The sequence below is a fragment of the Candidatus Aeolococcus gillhamiae genome (genome assembly GCF_016464765.1).
GTDB classification, from domain to species: Bacteria; Chloroflexota; Dormibacteria; order Aeolococcales; family Aeolococcaceae; genus Aeolococcus; species Aeolococcus gillhamiae.
On sequence record NZ_JAEKNS010000124.1, the window covers coordinates 1 to 13726 of the forward strand.

The window sequence follows — 13726 nt, forward strand, 5'->3', positions numbered from 1 at the left end:
GGTCCCCGAGTTCTGTCGCGACCTCACGCGCTGGCGTGTCGAGTGGACCGCGCGCAAGCTCGACCTCGGCACCACCATCACTCCCGCGGCGATGGAGGTCAAGTTCGAGCTCTGGGGCCGCGTCTCCCACGCCATCGAGGAACGCGACCGCGAGGCTCTACCCTGGACGGACTCGGCGCGAGGACGTTTCGATCGCATCCCCGACTTCGTCCGGGGCCAGGTGCTCGAGGCGGTCGAGGGCAACGCTCGCGCCCTTGGCCTCTCCGAGGTCAACAACGCCGTCGTCGACCTGGTGATCGAGCACTGGGTCGACACCGGCGATTTCCACGAGGGCCGCTACGGCTTCAAGTAGGCGCCCGCAGCGAATCGGCTCAGTCCGGCCAGTACTGCTCCTCGCGAATCTCCTTGTCGCCAAAACCGTGACGGGGCATGATCCCGTGGCCGTTGGTGATCATCCCCGGATGTGCTGGTCCGATTGGAGAGATGTGAGCGTGTGCCGCATTTCTTCGTCGTCCACTTGTGGGGCGATGGTTTTGCGTGCGTTCCGTCTCGACCGTCTGTGACAGACCACTGGAGGAGACGCGATGCCCCCCGGCATCCGACAACCTTTGTGAGCGCCTAATCGCGTGGGGCGTCACCACCATCTACGGCTACCCCGGTGATGGCATCGACGGCTCCCTCGGGGCTCTGCAGCGCCGCCAGGAGAAGCTGCGGTTCATCCAGGTGCGCCACGAGGAGACAGCCGCGTTCGTGGCGTGCGCCCATGCGAAGTACACCGGCGAGGTCGGAGTGTGCACGGCCACTAGCGGTCCCGGCGCCATCCACCTGCTCAACGGCCTCTTCGACGCCAAGCTCGATCACGTGCCGGTAGTGGCCATCGTTGGTCAGACGTTTAGCTTAGCGGCACGAGTGGCGGTGGGTAATCTACGGGGGTGGCGGGAGAAGTCGTTGGTGCCCCAGCGCCGCCTGCAATCACCGTCGAACCGTTTGAGCGCTACTTTAGAGAGTGCTCCAACTGGGGTCGTTGGGGAGAGAGCGACCAACGGGGAACGCTGAACCACATCAGCGCCGCCAAGATGACCGAGGCTGCCGGTCTGGCCGCACATCGGCGGCGCCGTAGAGCGGCTGTTCGAACGAGCATGGCGCTTCGCAGGAGAGCAGGTGCGCCGTTATCGACGGCGAGCCGCTACTCAACATCGTCAGCGACGGCTACTGACGAGCGCTTAGCACGACGACGGCTCCACGGCGCCAACGCGTGACTTCCAGAGGCCCGTTGCAGTCGCGCGCTCGAGCAGCTCTGGGCACCTCGCCAAGGATGGCGTGGGGCGGCATGAAGACGCTTCCCGTCGAATTGCCCAACGCCTCTGAGCCGTCCGTCTATCGTTCAGCAAGGGCCTCTCGCGGGTATCATGGGAGTCCGTGCAATTCCATCCACATGCAGGCAATTCCATGTACGTGCAACTTACGCGGATCAGTGCTCATTCCAACCGTTTCTCGACGAAAGGGAACTTTCTGAACTCGGCTGCGCCGTGTCAAATAAGTACTAGTCTGGGGGACCAGGGGTCGCAGGTTCGAGTCCTGTCTCCCCGACTCGCAGCCGTTCTGAATTCAGGAACGGCGATTGTGCGGCCTTCGGCCGGTTCGGTAGCTGACCTTGAGGCGCCTCGGCCGGTCCTCGCTATCCCGGTGCCTTCGCGTAGGGACTTTGCGGAAGCGATGGAGGAGCTCACAACTCCGGTTCTGGCAGACCCCGTGGCTCCTGGCGATCTCGGTCGGGCTGCGGCTCGGCGCAGGCGGCTCTTATGATGCCGAGCAATTCGTCAATGCGATCACGGTGTGTGTGGACGCTGAGGATGCAGACGCGGATGGTCATGCGACCCTCGACGAGGGTGCTGGACAGGAAGACTCGGCGGCTTGCATTGATGCGCCCCAACAACGTCGCAGTGGCCCTCTCCGGGTCTGACCAGTGCCGCGAAGCACAGCGAAAGCAGACGATCGACAGCTCGGGACGCCATGGCACTTCGAGTTGCGGGATGGCCCGCAATTGCTCGTACAAGTACTGAGCTAGGTCGAGCTTCTCGTCCAATGCCCGGCGAAAGGCAGCGATTCCGTGAAGCGTGATCGGCATCCAGACGCGCAGCCCGCGAGCGTCGCGCGAGAGTTCGGGCGAATAGTCAGCGAAGTTGGGGATCCCGCCCTCCGGCGCGAGGTCCTGGAGGTAGGGGCCGCCGTGGACTTCGTGAGCTTGGCGGAGTCTGACACCGTCGCGGACCAGTAGAGCGCCAGTTCCGTAGGGCAAGAACATGCCCTTATGAGGATCGAGGACGATCGAGTCGGCCCGGTCAATGCCACCGAATCGGTGCCGACCGCGCTCTGTGAGCTGAAAGAAGCCCCCGTAGGCCGCGTCGACATGCAGCCATATCTTCGAGCGATGCGCTACGTCGGCCTGCGCATCGATGTCATCGATGGCACCGGTGTTGGTCGTGCCAACCGTTGCGACGACGACGCACGGTCGCAGCCCCGACTGCTTGTCCTCGTTGATCAGGGCAGTCAGGCGTTCGGGGTCCATGCGGGGATCCCGGTCAGTTGGCACCACGCGTACGTTGCTGCGTCGGAAGCCGGCGAGAGCTGCTGCCTTCGCTGCAGCGCCGTGCGTCTCGCTTGTCACGTAGACGATGCCGTCGAGGAAATCCTCACCGAGCAGCGCTTGACGTGCAGTCACGACAGCCGAGAACGTGGCCAGCGAGCCGCCCGTAGTCAGCACTCCACGCGCCCCGTCGGGATACCCGAAGAGGTCGCACAACCAACGCACTGCGGTTGCCTCGATCTGGGCGAGAACCGGCGCCGCTTCCCAGGTACCCACAAAGCGGTTCGTCGTCCGAGCGAGGAAGTCGGCCAGCGCCGCGCTGAACAGGCCGCCGCCAGGGACATAGGCGAGCCACCCGTCTCCTGTCGTGTCGTGACCCTTGGCGGTTGCTGCTGCCACCAGATCGATCACATCTTTCAAGGGCAAACCAGCCTCCGGGATTGGCTGGCGAACCCGGGCGAGCAGCGCTTCCACGCCGTCGAAATCGGACGCTGGCGTCTCCTTCCCCCCGTCGACGAACGCGGCAAGGTACTCGACGACCTCTCTGGTCAGCGCCTCAACCTCGCGCCCCGTCGGTTCAAGAGGGAATGTACTTGCCATGAGGTATAGGCGAGGGAGTGTAGCCGGGGCGCCCGGCAATGCCCACGCCGGCGGAGGCAAGCCCCGGGTTCGTCAACGGGACGTCGCCCCAGTCCCTTGGATGCGCAGGACATTAGGATCGTCCTGTGCTCGCGTGGATGGACCTGGAGATGACCGGCCTCGACCCGGCGCGGCACGTGATCGTCGAGATTGCCACTCTGCTCACCGACGACAACCTCAGGCTGATCGCCGATGGGCCGGACATCGTCGTACACGCCACGGCCGACCAACTGGCGCAGATGGATGACGTCGTGCGGACCATGCACACAGGCTCCGGGCTGCTGGCTGCGGTCCAGACGTCGACGATCTCCCTGGCCGACGCAGGCGCGCGAACGCTTGAATTCCTCCGCACGCACATCGACGAACCCCGAACCGTTCCCCTGTGCGGCAACTCCATCGGGACGGACCGGCGCTTTCTGGCGGCACAGATCCCCGAGGTCGACGAGTTCCTGCACTACCGATCGATCGATGTGTCGAGCCTCAAAGAGCTCTGCCGACGGTGGTATCCGGACGCTCTGGCCCGCGCGCCTGCCAAGGCGGAGGCACACCGAGCGCTCGACGACATCCGCGAGTCGATCGCCGAGCTCGTCCATTATCGATCGACGATCTTCGTCGACAACAGCGGCGTGCGACCCTCGATCGTCGATTGATTCTCTGCTTCCGAGAGGCCGGAGGCCAGTTCGTGCAGGTCTGAGCGCGGCTCCTCAGTGCAGCTGCAGGGGCTCGCCGGTTCGCCACGCTGTGGTGGACCTGACGCGCGTGAACCTCCAGCCCCGATCGGTTCGCTGCAGCTCGCAGTCGTACCAGCCGCCCCCCTGGCGCTTCACCCTGGTCCCTTCGGAGATGTGGGTGGCGATGTAGTGCGAGTGGGTGACGGCGTGGTCGCCGTCGATCACGATCGATGGGTCGCCGACGAGGTGGTGCGAGGACGCGCAGCCGGCGAGGATCTTCGCCGAGAGCTCGGGCATCTGCGCGCGCGGCACCGAGGCCTCGCCGTGCTGCATCACGCCGTCGTCGGTGTAGCTATCCTGCAGCGCGGTCCAGTCGCGACGATCGATACAGCGCGCGTAGCGCACGAGCCATTCGGCGATCTCCGCCCGGTCGATCAGCCACTGCAGACGTTTGTCGCTCGAGATGTGCTCGTCCATCGGACGATCATATGGACGCGGCGACGGCGGAGGTGCGGACGCGTTCACGTATCCTCGACCCATGGATATGCAGTACCGCCGGCTGGGCCGATCCGGCCTTAAGGTCAGCGTGCTGTCCTTCGGCTCGTGGGTCAGCTTCGGCCCGCAGCTGGCCGGGCAGAGCGCGCGCGACAGCCTCGCCGCGGCATACGACGGCGGCGTCAACTTCTTTGACAACGCCGAGGTCTACGCCGGCGGCAAGTCCGAGACCATCATGGGCGAGGCAATCAAGCAGCTTGGTTGGGCCCGGCACACCTATGTGATCTCCACCAAGTTCTTCTGGGGCATCGAGGACTCGGTGAACACCCGGAACACGCTGAATCGCAAATACCTGCTGCACGCCATCGACGGCTCGCTGCGCAGGCTCGGGCTGGAGTTCGTCGACCTGATCTTCTGCCACCGGCCCGACCCGGAAACGCCGGTGGAGGAGACGGTCTGGGCGATGCACGACATCATCGAGTCGGGGCGCGCCCTGTACTGGGGAACCTCCGAGTGGAGCGCTGCGGACATCCGTCGCGCATGGGCTGTCGCCGAGCGGGATCACCTGCATCGGCCGCTCATGGAGCAGCCCGAGTACAACCTCTTCAACCGGACCAAGGTGGAAGAGGAGTTCCTCCCCCTGTATTCCGAGATCGGCCTCGGGCTCACCACCTGGAGCCCCCTGGCATCGGGGCTGCTCAGCGGGAAGTACCTTGACGGAATCCCTGAAGGCAGCCGTGCAACGCTGCCTGGCTACGGGTGGCTGCGCGAGCAGCTCACCGACGCCGATGCCAATCGACGAGTGCGCTCGCTCAAAGCGGTCGCGGACGACCTCGGAGTGTCGCTCGCTCAGCTGTCGATCGCCTGGTGCGCCGCCAACCCCCACGTCTCCACGGTCATCACCGGCGCCAGCCGCGTGGAGCAGATGCGCGAGAACCTCGGCGCGCTGGACGCACTCGCCAAGCTCACCCCTGAGGTGCTCGCACGGGTCGACGCTATCTTCGGGTGATCGAGGGCGGCCGGCTCGCTGCCATACTCACCGCAACGTCACCGTCTGCGACATCGAGGTCCCCCGTGCCGGTCATCGACCCCTGCGACAACTGCGGCACCCCCACGCCGGTCTACCGGCTCTCAGCGGTCATCCTCGACGGGCACATGGCGCGGATCTGTCCCCGCTGCGTGGCCACTGAGCAGGCCCGCATCGATGTTCCCTACTCGCCGCGAACCGACCAGGGCGCCATCCAGCCGAGCACGAGCCGCGACGCTTGGTAGCGACGACCCAGACCTTCGCCGCCCGGCTGTCGTCAGTTGTGGCCGGCAGCGGGTCGATGCTCTGCCTGGGTCTCGATCCTGACGGCATGACCGATGCGGCGGCGGCCGAGCGGCAGTGCCGCCGTCTCCTGGACGCTGCCCTCGACAGCGTCTGCGCGGTCAAACCGAACCTCGCGTTCTTCGAGCAGTTCGGCAGCGCCGGCTACGCGGTCCTGGAGCGATTGCGCGCCGCGGTGCCGGATGACCGCCTCCTCATCCTCGACGGCAAGCGTGGCGACATGGCCAACACCACGTCCGCCTACGCGCGCGCGCTGTTCGACGTGCTCGGCGCCGACGCGATCACGGTCAACGCGCTGCTCGGCGCCGACAGCATGGCGCCGTTTCTGGGCCGGCCGGGTCGGGGCGTCTTCGTGCTGGCGCGCACCAGCAATCCCGGAGCGGCCGACTTCCTCGAGGCACCGGCAGGGTCCGATGGACATCCCCTGTACCAGCAGATCGTCGCCGCCGCGACCGCCTGGGATCCCGGCGGCGCCATCGGCTTCGTGGTGGGGGCGACAGCGCCGGAGGCGGTCGGTGAGGTGCGCCGCCTGGCGCCGTGCGCGCCACTGCTCCTGCCCGGAGTCGGCGCCCAGGGCGGCTCGCTCGAGGATGCCGTCGCCGCCGCGCTCGACGCCGAGGGGGGAGGAGCGATCATCTCCGTGAGCCGCGGCATCGCGGCCGCCCCCCAGGGGGCGACAACAGCCGCGCGCGAGTACCGCGATCGCATCGCGGCCGTGCGCTCCGCGCGCTGAGATGGCGCGGGTCGCGGTGCTCGAGGACGCCGATGCACGCCACGTCGCGCACTTCGCTCCCCGACACCCCGAGCGACCCGACCGCGTCGAGGCGATCCGCGCCCACCTCGCGGCGACACCGGGATTGCGCGAGCTGCCCCGGCTGGCCGCAGAACCTGTCGATGACGGCGACCTCCTCCTCGTCCACGATGCGCACCACATCGCCCGGGTGGCCGCCCTCTGCGCCGCTGGTGGGGGCCACTTCGACGCCGACACCTTCGCGACGGCGGAATCGGACCTCGCAGCCCGCGTGTCCGCAGGCGGGGCGGTGCGCGCCGTCGAGGCGGTGGTCACGGCGGAGTTCGATGCGACGTTCGCGGTGGTGCGGCCGCCCGGGCACCACGCCACGCTGAGCAGCGCGATGGGGTTCTGCCTCTACAACAACGTGGCGGTCGCCGTGCAGCACGCACGGCATGTGCTCGGCGTCGGGCACGTCGCCATCGTGGACATCGACGTCCACCACGGCAACGGCAGCGAGGCGACATTCTGGAGCGACCCGGACGTGCTCTACGCCTCACTCCACCAGCATCCGTTCTACCCGGGCACGGGTGCCGCGGGAGATCGCGGGGGCGCGCAGGCGAATGGGCTCACGGTCAACGTTCCGCTGCCGGGCGGCACGTCCGCAGAGGCGTGGCTGGGCGCATTCGACGGCGCGGTGCTCCCGGCGCTGCGGGCGTTCGAGCCCGAGCTTGTGGTGGTGAGCTGCGGGTTCGATGCGCACCGCGACGATCCACTGGCCGAGCTCCTGCTCGACACGCAGACGTACGCGGCCGTGGCCGACCGGCTGGCCTCGCTCAGCGCCCCCGCAGGCGGGCGTACCGCCTGGATCCTCGAGGGAGGCTACGACCTCGACGCGCTGGCCGCGTCGACGCAGGCTGTGCTCGAGGTGCTCGTCGCAGCGTGACCGCGGTGCGCTACGGTGACGTGGCCATGCGCACACGCTGGATCGGCGCCGCGCTCGCCTCCGTCCTGCTCGCGGCCTGCGCGACCACTGGATCGCCGACGGGAATCGCCACCAACCCACCTGTCCCGGGAGGCGCGACCAGCTCCGGCAAGGCGAGCTCGTCCGCCGGCCCCGCCTCCGGCGCGCGCACTGTGCTCAGCCCGCTCGGGCTCAACATCCGTCAGAGCGCGTCCGTGTCGTCCACGCGGCTGGGGACCGCTGCCCAGGGCGCCGTCCTCCAGGTCACGGGGCACACCGATCAGAACGGCGGTTGGTACCAGGTGCAGGGTCAGACCGTCAGCGGATGGGTCACCGCTGATCCCACGCTCACTGCCGCCGGGCAGTTCACCCAGTATTCCTCGCAGGACCGCCAGTTCAGCGCTCTGTACCCGCAGAGCTGGACGTTCGCGGAGAGCCCAGCCAACGTGGTGTTCCATTCGACGGCGGCCGACCAGACCATCCTGGCGCGCAACGCGGCCCACGTCGCCGACTTCGGTGCCAGCGGCGGGGGCGGGTTCAACGCCACCGGCCAGGAGACCGTCATCGTCTGCGGGGTCACCGCCAACCTCAACGAGTACACGCACTCCGGCGCACCCCCGGCGTCACCCGCGCCGGGCACGCCCGGCCCTCTCGCGCTGCTCGCCCAGATCCGGTTGCGCCTCGACGCCACGCACGCCCTGGCGCTCGACTTCAACTACAACACCGCGGCCGATCTCGACGTGTTCAGTGCCTTCTACAACTCGATGACGTTCCCGTTCCCGCAGTGCCAGCTGCCGGCGCCGGCGAGTCCGTCGCCGACCTGACGCCGCTTCAGACGATCTGGTGACCGATGCCGTGCGACAGCAGCGTGCTGTGCGCCGCTGACATGCCCACTGCGCTGATCACCAGCATGGCGACGTACGCAAGGCCGATGGCCAGCCGGACGTTCGGCGCCAGCGGGGGTGGCTCCTGGCCGGCCCGCGCCCGGCGGAAGCGGCCCACCGTGCTGAAGATCCCGAAAAGCAGGATGATGATCAGGAAGGGGTTGAGCGCCGCGCCACTCGCCGTGTAGCCGGCGATCAAGAGAAGGATCACGCCGATGCCGGCGACGTTGGCCCACTTCGAGACCGCGCTGGCCACGCGGCCGCCGTCGAGCGGCGACATCGGGATCAGGTTGAAGAGGTTGACCAGGCACCCCCAGTAGGCGAGCGCCAGGAACAGGTAGCGCGTGTGCCCCTCGGGCAGCGACAGGGCGAAGACGTAACAGAGAAGCGCCGCGGCGGTCCCGACGACCGGGCCGCCGATGGCGACGATCGCCTCCTGGCGGGCGTCACGAAATCCCTTGGTGGTGACCACTGCCCCGAAGCCAAAGAGGAAGAACGGCGCCGAGACGGGCAGTCGCTGGGCGCGCGCGAAGACCATGTGGCCGCTCTCGTGGATCGCGATGAGGAGCAGCGCGCCGAGGCCGAACTGCCAGCCGAAGAGACCGATGTAGACGAGCAGTGATAGCCCGAAGCTGATGAAGGTTCCGCTCAGCTTGCCGAACTTGAGGAGGACGAAGCCGTACTTGAAGAGCCCGAAGAGCGCCGCCAGGGCGCCGCCGGCCAGCCCGCCGCGCCGCTGCTGCTGGCTGCGCGACGGCTCCTGGTGGATCGACGACGGGGGGATCGGCGCCTGCGCGCTTCCCTCGGCTCGCCAGGTGTAGCCGTCACCGGTGGGGACGAGGGCTGGTGGAGGAGGTGGCGCTATCGGCGGTGGGAACGGGTCAGCCATGGAGGCATCATCGCACCGCCCTGAGCAACCACCACCTTCTGCGCAGGGTGGTCAGCGAATCGCGACCAGCACGCGGTCGGCGAGATGCTGCCAGATGGTGCCGACCTCAGCGAAACCGGCCTCGCGCAGTCCCTGGATGTGTGTGGCGAGGTCGGCCTGGTGTTCGTGGTCGGGATGGTCGTGGTGGCGGCGCGCCCGCTCCGCGACCTCGGCAGCGAGGCCGGGATCCTGCTCGACCGCGGCCCACCAGTCCTCCCAGCTCTCGGCATCACCGACGTCTCCCGACTCCTGCCGTTCACGAATCGACTGCGCCGCGGCGGCGAGACGAGGCAGGTCGGGGGGAAACTCCATGCGGTCGCCGTTGACGAACACGCCACCCGGCGCCAGCACCGTGCCGAGGTGCCGGTACAGCGCAGCGAGCGCGTTGGGCTGGAGCCAGTGCAGCGCGGTCGTGGAGACGGCGGCGTCGACGGGGCCGTCCTCGCGGGCGTTCCACCGTGAGCGGAGGTCAGCGTCGAGCCACTGCAAGCGGCCGCCGTGGTCACCGAGCGCGTTGCGGCCGATGGCCAGCAGCACCGGGTCGAGGTCGATCGCCGTGACCCGCGCCTGGGGGAGCCGATCGAGCAGTCGCCGCGACAGCGATCCCGGCCCACTGCCCAGGTCCACGACATACGGAGCCGACCCGCACAGAGCCTCGACGGCGTCGATCATCATCGCGAACCGCGTCTCGCGATCGGGCATGTACCGGCCCTGCTGTGCCTCCCAGCGGCTCAGCCAGCGCTGCCAGTCGGGTGTCGGAGCCGCTGAGGTCACGAGCTGATTGTCAGAGATGCAGCCGCCGCGACGCCAGCGGGGACGCGCGCACCACACCTATGACAGTATTTGGGCTCCCATGCCAGCGACCCATGTGATCGGACTGCTCCTCGGCGCCGAGGAGGACTGGCCGGTCGCGTTCGAGTCGCTGCTGGCCCGCGTTGTCCCGTCCGTCACGGTGGACGGCACCAGCCACGAGTTCAGCACCGAGCGGGTGACCATCGAGCCGTTCAACCTGCGCGCGGTGCCGCGTTACTCTCTGATCATCGACCGGCTGGCCTGGTGGTACCACATGCCCCGGGAGTGGCTCAAGAAGGTCGCGCTGATGAACAACGTGCACCTGCTCAACAACCCCTTCACCTTCCAGTCGATGGAGAAGCACGCAGCGTACTGCGCCATGATGCGGCTCGGTCTGCGCGTGCCCGAGACGTGGATGGTGCCCAACAAGGTACCCCCGGACAACCCGCGCTTCGCCACCACAGCCGAGCGCTACCTGCGCCACTTCGACCTCGAGGCGGTGGCCACCGAGGTGGGCATGCCGCTCTACATGAAGCCCTTCGACGGCGGCGCCTGGGTGGGAGTGACCCGCATCGAGGACAGCGCCGCCCTCCGTCGCGCCTACGACGAGTCGGCCGAGCGGCTCATGCACCTCCAGGCAGCGGTTGAGGACTTCGACGTCTTTTCGCGCAGCCTCGGCATCGGCGCCGAGACCATGGTCATGCGGTTCAACCCGTCCAAGCCGATGCACTCCCGGTACTCCGTCTCTCACAACTTCCTCAGCGAAGAGGTCGGTGACGAGGTGGTGACCATCGCCCGTCTCGTCAACGCCTTCTTCCGCTGGGAGCTGAACAGCTGCGAAACGCTGGTGAAGGACGGCGTCGTGCACCCGATCGATTACGCCAACGCCACCCCCGACCTCGCCGTCACCAGCCTCCACTACTACTTCCCGTGGGCGATCCGCACTCTGCTCAAGTGGTCGATCTTCTGCTGCGTGACCGGTCGCCGGCCCACCGTCGACCTCGACACCCAGAGCTACTTCGCCGTCGCCGACAACCGGGACCTCGACTACGAGGAGAGGCTTCGCCAGTATCGAGTTCTCGCCGACCGCCAGCTCGACGTCGACCACTACCTGGAGTTCTGCGAGCGACACCTCGCCCACGTCGACGAGGCGTGCGTCGAGTGGGTGGAGAGCGACGAGTTCGACCGCATGCTGATCAGCACGGTGATCTCGACGTACCCGGAGCACGAGCGCGAGATGTTCCTCGGCCACTTCCGCGGGTTGCTGGGACTGTGGGCGCACGACCAGCACGTGGCGGCGTCCGCCTAGCCATGCCCATTCACTTCGCCTCCAGCGCCGGCCCGAGCCTCGGCGTCGAGATGGAGCTGGCGATCATCGACCCGGAGTCGCGCGAGCTGGTCAAAGGTGCCCACGAGATGCTCATCGAGATGGGGGAGGGGCACACGGACGGCGTCCATCCCAAGGCCAAGGCAGAGCTGCTGCAGTCAACGGTCGAGATCATCACCGGGATCTGCCAGAACGTTGCTGAGGCCAGGGCTGATCTATCAGCGACCCTGGCCGAGGTCACCGAGCACACCGCGCGTCGCGGCCTGCTGCTGATGTGCGCCGGCACCCACCCGTTCAGTGACCCGGTGCACCAGGAGATCAGCCCCAACGAGCGCTACCACCGCCTCATCGAGGACATGCAGTGGCCGGCCCGGCAGATGCAGATCTTCGGGATCCATGTGCACGTCGGCGTGCGCAGCGGCGAGAAGGCCATCGCCATGGTCAACGCGCTCTCCGCGTACATCCCGCACTTCCTGGCGCTGAGCGCCTCGAGCCCGTACTGGATGGGACACGACACCGGGTTGGCGTCGGTGCGGTCCAAGGTGTTCGAGGGCCTGCCCACCGCGGGGCCGCCGTGGCAGCTGTCGGGTTGGGCGCAGTTCGAGCGCTTCATGGACACGCTGATCACCGCGCGCACCATCGCCACCATCCGCGAGGTGTGGTGGGACATCCGGCCCCATCCGGGGTTCGGCACAGTCGAGCTGCGCATCTGCGACGGCCTGCCCACGCTGCGCGAGGTGGCCGTGGTCGCGGCGCTCAGCCAATGCCTGGTGCACCGCTTCGACATGCTGCTCGACCGCGGCTACACGCTGCCCATCCCCAAGGCGTGGGTGGTGCGCGAGAACAAGTGGCGGGCCGCTCGCCACGGCATCGACGGCTCGATCATCGTCGACGATGAGGGCACCACCGTCCCGCTTCGGGACGCGATCGCCGAGCTCGTCGAGGACCTCAGCCCCATCGCGCGCCGGCTCGGCTGCCACGCCGAGCTCCAGGACACGCTGGCGATCCTCGAACGCGGCCCCAGCTACATCCGCCAGCGCGAGGTTGTCGCCGACGGGGGCAACCTCCTCGACGTCGTCGATCACCTCGTCGACGAGCTGCGCAGCGAGGACGGGCCGCTCCCTCGCGGCGAGGTCGCTGCCGACACCCGCAGGGCTCAGCCGGCGTAGATCTGCAGGTCGCTCGCGAAGCGGTCGGCGATCTCGATGCACGAGGCCAGCTCGGGGTGGCGCACCATCACCCAGCCATCCGACAGCAACGTTTGCCGCCAGTCGCGACGGTGCGCGCCGATGGGGAGAAGGTCGACGGAGGTCACCGAGTCGCCGAACTCGCTGAGGAGGCGGCCGAGACCCTCGATGGCGCGGATCGGCCCCTGACCCTGGGCGCGCTTCATCACCGCGGCGGCGTTGTAGCTGCGCACCACGGGCTGTGTGAAATGACCGAGCACCACCGCCTCGGCCCAGCGCGTGTAGAGGTCGGTGTCGCAGGTGTAGTTCATCACGTCGACGGTGCGCGCTCCCGGCGGCCGTGCCCCGATCTCACCGAACACGACCTCGCCGTCGAACGTTCGGTACCACTCCATGTGCGTGAAGCCATCGCGGAACCGCAGCGCGTCGAGCACCGCGTGGCCCATGGCGCGGCCGCCGGCGAGGTGGTCGACGGTGGGATCGCGCAGTGCCAGCGTGATCGGGCTGATCCACTCCAGGGAACGGGCGATCAGCGGCCGCGGCCGGTACCACGAGATGTTCTCGTACAGGACCGCACCGTTGGCACAGATGGTGTCGAAGGTGAACTCCTCACCGTCGACGAACTCCTCGACGCTCAGCTCGGGCACGTTCCCGAGTCGGGGCAGGACCTCTTCAAGCGCAGCCTGGTCATCGACGCGATAGGTGTCCGAGGAGCCGGCGCCGGCGATCGGCTTGACGATGATCGGGAACCCGATCGCGACGGCCGCCTCCCGCACCCCGGCGATTGTGGTGGTGCTGCGATGGCGGGGCGTGCGGATGTCGGCGTCGTCGAGGACGCGCTTCATGGCCTCCTTGTCGCGGAAGGGGATGGTCTGTTCCACGGTCATCCCGGCGACGCCCAGCGCCTCGCGTAGGCGCGCTGCAAGCACCATGGTCGGCTCCCACAGCGACTCCACGCCGTCGATGTCGATATCACCGGCGCGACGGATGATGTCATCCACGATTCCGTGCTCGTCGCCGAACGACGGGATCTGCCAGTACGCGGCGAGGTTGTCGCGAGCCAGATGAGGGAGCGCGTCGACGGGCTGGTCACCCAGGCCGATGACCCGCGCCCCGGCGGCGGCGAGGCCGCGCACGAAGAACGGCATCTCCGCGGGGTAGCCGGGCGAGATCATCACCACGGTCGGCACGG

At 68.0% G+C, this 13726-nt stretch carries 13 protein-coding genes and 2 pseudogenes; 10 read left to right on the forward strand and 5 right to left on the reverse strand.

Annotated features, from left to right (window positions below; genetic code table 11):
- Window positions 1-352, forward strand: a pseudogene (locus tag JF886_RS11840) (PCP reductase family protein); the annotation flags it as partial.
- A 218-nt stretch (window positions 353-570) separates the two neighbouring features.
- Window positions 571-921 (forward strand): annotated as a pseudogene (locus JF886_RS11845) (thiamine pyrophosphate-binding protein); the annotation flags it as partial.
- 805 nt (window positions 922-1726) lie between these two features.
- Here JF886_RS11845 and JF886_RS11850 read toward each other — a convergent pair.
- Complete coding sequence (locus JF886_RS11850) at window positions 1727-3187, reverse strand: pyridoxal phosphate-dependent decarboxylase family protein (protein ID WP_337312705.1); 1461 nt, start codon at window positions 3185-3187, stop codon at window positions 1727-1729.
- 125 nt (window positions 3188-3312) lie between these two features.
- Between JF886_RS11850 and orn the strand changes: the two genes are divergently transcribed.
- On the forward strand, window positions 3313-3876 hold the full coding sequence (gene orn / locus JF886_RS11855; RefSeq protein ID WP_337312707.1) for an oligoribonuclease: 564 nt from the start codon (window positions 3313-3315) through the stop codon (window positions 3874-3876).
- Window positions 3877-3930: 54 nt separating this feature from the next.
- Here orn and JF886_RS11860 read toward each other — a convergent pair whose 3' ends face one another.
- Entirely contained in the window at window positions 3931-4374 is a 444-nt protein-coding gene (locus JF886_RS11860) for a nuclear transport factor 2 family protein (protein ID WP_337312709.1), read from the reverse strand.
- A gap of 67 nt (window positions 4375-4441) precedes the next feature.
- Here JF886_RS11860 and JF886_RS11865 point away from each other — a divergent pair, with 67 nt between their 5' ends.
- The 5 genes from JF886_RS11865 to JF886_RS11885 all read left to right on the forward strand — a co-directional run bounded on the left by JF886_RS11865 (window position 4442) and on the right by JF886_RS11885 (window position 8240).
- Complete coding sequence (locus tag JF886_RS11865) at window positions 4442-5401, forward strand: potassium channel beta subunit family protein (RefSeq protein WP_337312829.1); 960 nt, start codon at window positions 4442-4444, stop codon at window positions 5399-5401.
- Window positions 5402-5466: 65 nt separating this feature from the next.
- The gene (locus tag JF886_RS11870) at window positions 5467-5664 is read left to right on the forward strand and encodes a hypothetical protein (RefSeq protein WP_337312710.1); all 198 of its coding nucleotides are present in this window, start codon (window positions 5467-5469) and stop codon (window positions 5662-5664) included.
- Window positions 5658-6455 (forward strand): orotidine-5'-phosphate decarboxylase, encoded by a 798-nt coding sequence (gene pyrF / locus JF886_RS11875; RefSeq protein WP_337312712.1) that lies wholly within the window; start codon window positions 5658-5660, stop codon window positions 6453-6455. Before JF886_RS11870 ends, pyrF begins: the two co-directional genes overlap by 7 nt.
- A gap of 1 nt (window position 6456) precedes the next feature.
- Window positions 6457-7398, forward strand: a complete 942-nt coding sequence (locus tag JF886_RS11880; RefSeq protein WP_337312714.1) for a histone deacetylase family protein — start codon at window positions 6457-6459, stop codon at window positions 7396-7398.
- Window positions 7395-8240 (forward strand): SH3 domain-containing protein, encoded by an 846-nt coding sequence (locus JF886_RS11885; protein WP_337312716.1) that lies wholly within the window; start codon window positions 7395-7397, stop codon window positions 8238-8240. Before JF886_RS11880 ends, JF886_RS11885 begins: the two co-directional genes overlap by 4 nt.
- A gap of 7 nt (window positions 8241-8247) precedes the next feature.
- On the opposite strand, the gene JF886_RS11890 is transcribed toward JF886_RS11885, so the two are convergent.
- Together JF886_RS11890 and JF886_RS11895 are read right to left on the reverse strand one after the other, a co-directional pair.
- Window positions 8248-9189: a site-2 protease family protein gene (locus JF886_RS11890; protein WP_337312717.1), complete on the reverse strand. Its 942-nt coding sequence runs from the start codon at window positions 9187-9189 to the stop codon at window positions 8248-8250.
- 51 nt (window positions 9190-9240) lie between these two features.
- A complete protein-coding gene (locus JF886_RS11895; RefSeq protein ID WP_337312719.1) occupies window positions 9241-10002 on the reverse strand; it encodes a class I SAM-dependent methyltransferase in 762 nt (253 codons plus the stop codon).
- A gap of 79 nt (window positions 10003-10081) precedes the next feature.
- Between JF886_RS11895 and JF886_RS11900 the strand changes: the two genes are divergently transcribed.
- Both JF886_RS11900 and JF886_RS11905 read left to right on the forward strand, forming a co-directional pair.
- Window positions 10082-11329, forward strand: coding sequence for an ATP-grasp domain-containing protein (locus tag JF886_RS11900; protein ID WP_337312721.1), 1248 nt, complete (start codon window positions 10082-10084; stop codon window positions 11327-11329).
- A 2-nt stretch (window positions 11330-11331) separates the two neighbouring features.
- A complete protein-coding gene (locus JF886_RS11905) occupies window positions 11332-12516 on the forward strand; it encodes a glutamate--cysteine ligase (protein ID WP_337312723.1) in 1185 nt (394 codons plus the stop codon).
- On the opposite strand, the gene JF886_RS11910 is transcribed toward JF886_RS11905, so the two are convergent.
- Window positions 12504-13724, reverse strand: coding sequence for an ATP-grasp domain-containing protein (locus JF886_RS11910; protein WP_337312725.1), 1221 nt, complete (start codon window positions 13722-13724; stop codon window positions 12504-12506). The two genes, JF886_RS11905 and JF886_RS11910, sit on opposite strands and share 13 nt — an antisense overlap.
- Between the last annotated feature and the right edge of the window lie 2 nt (window positions 13725-13726).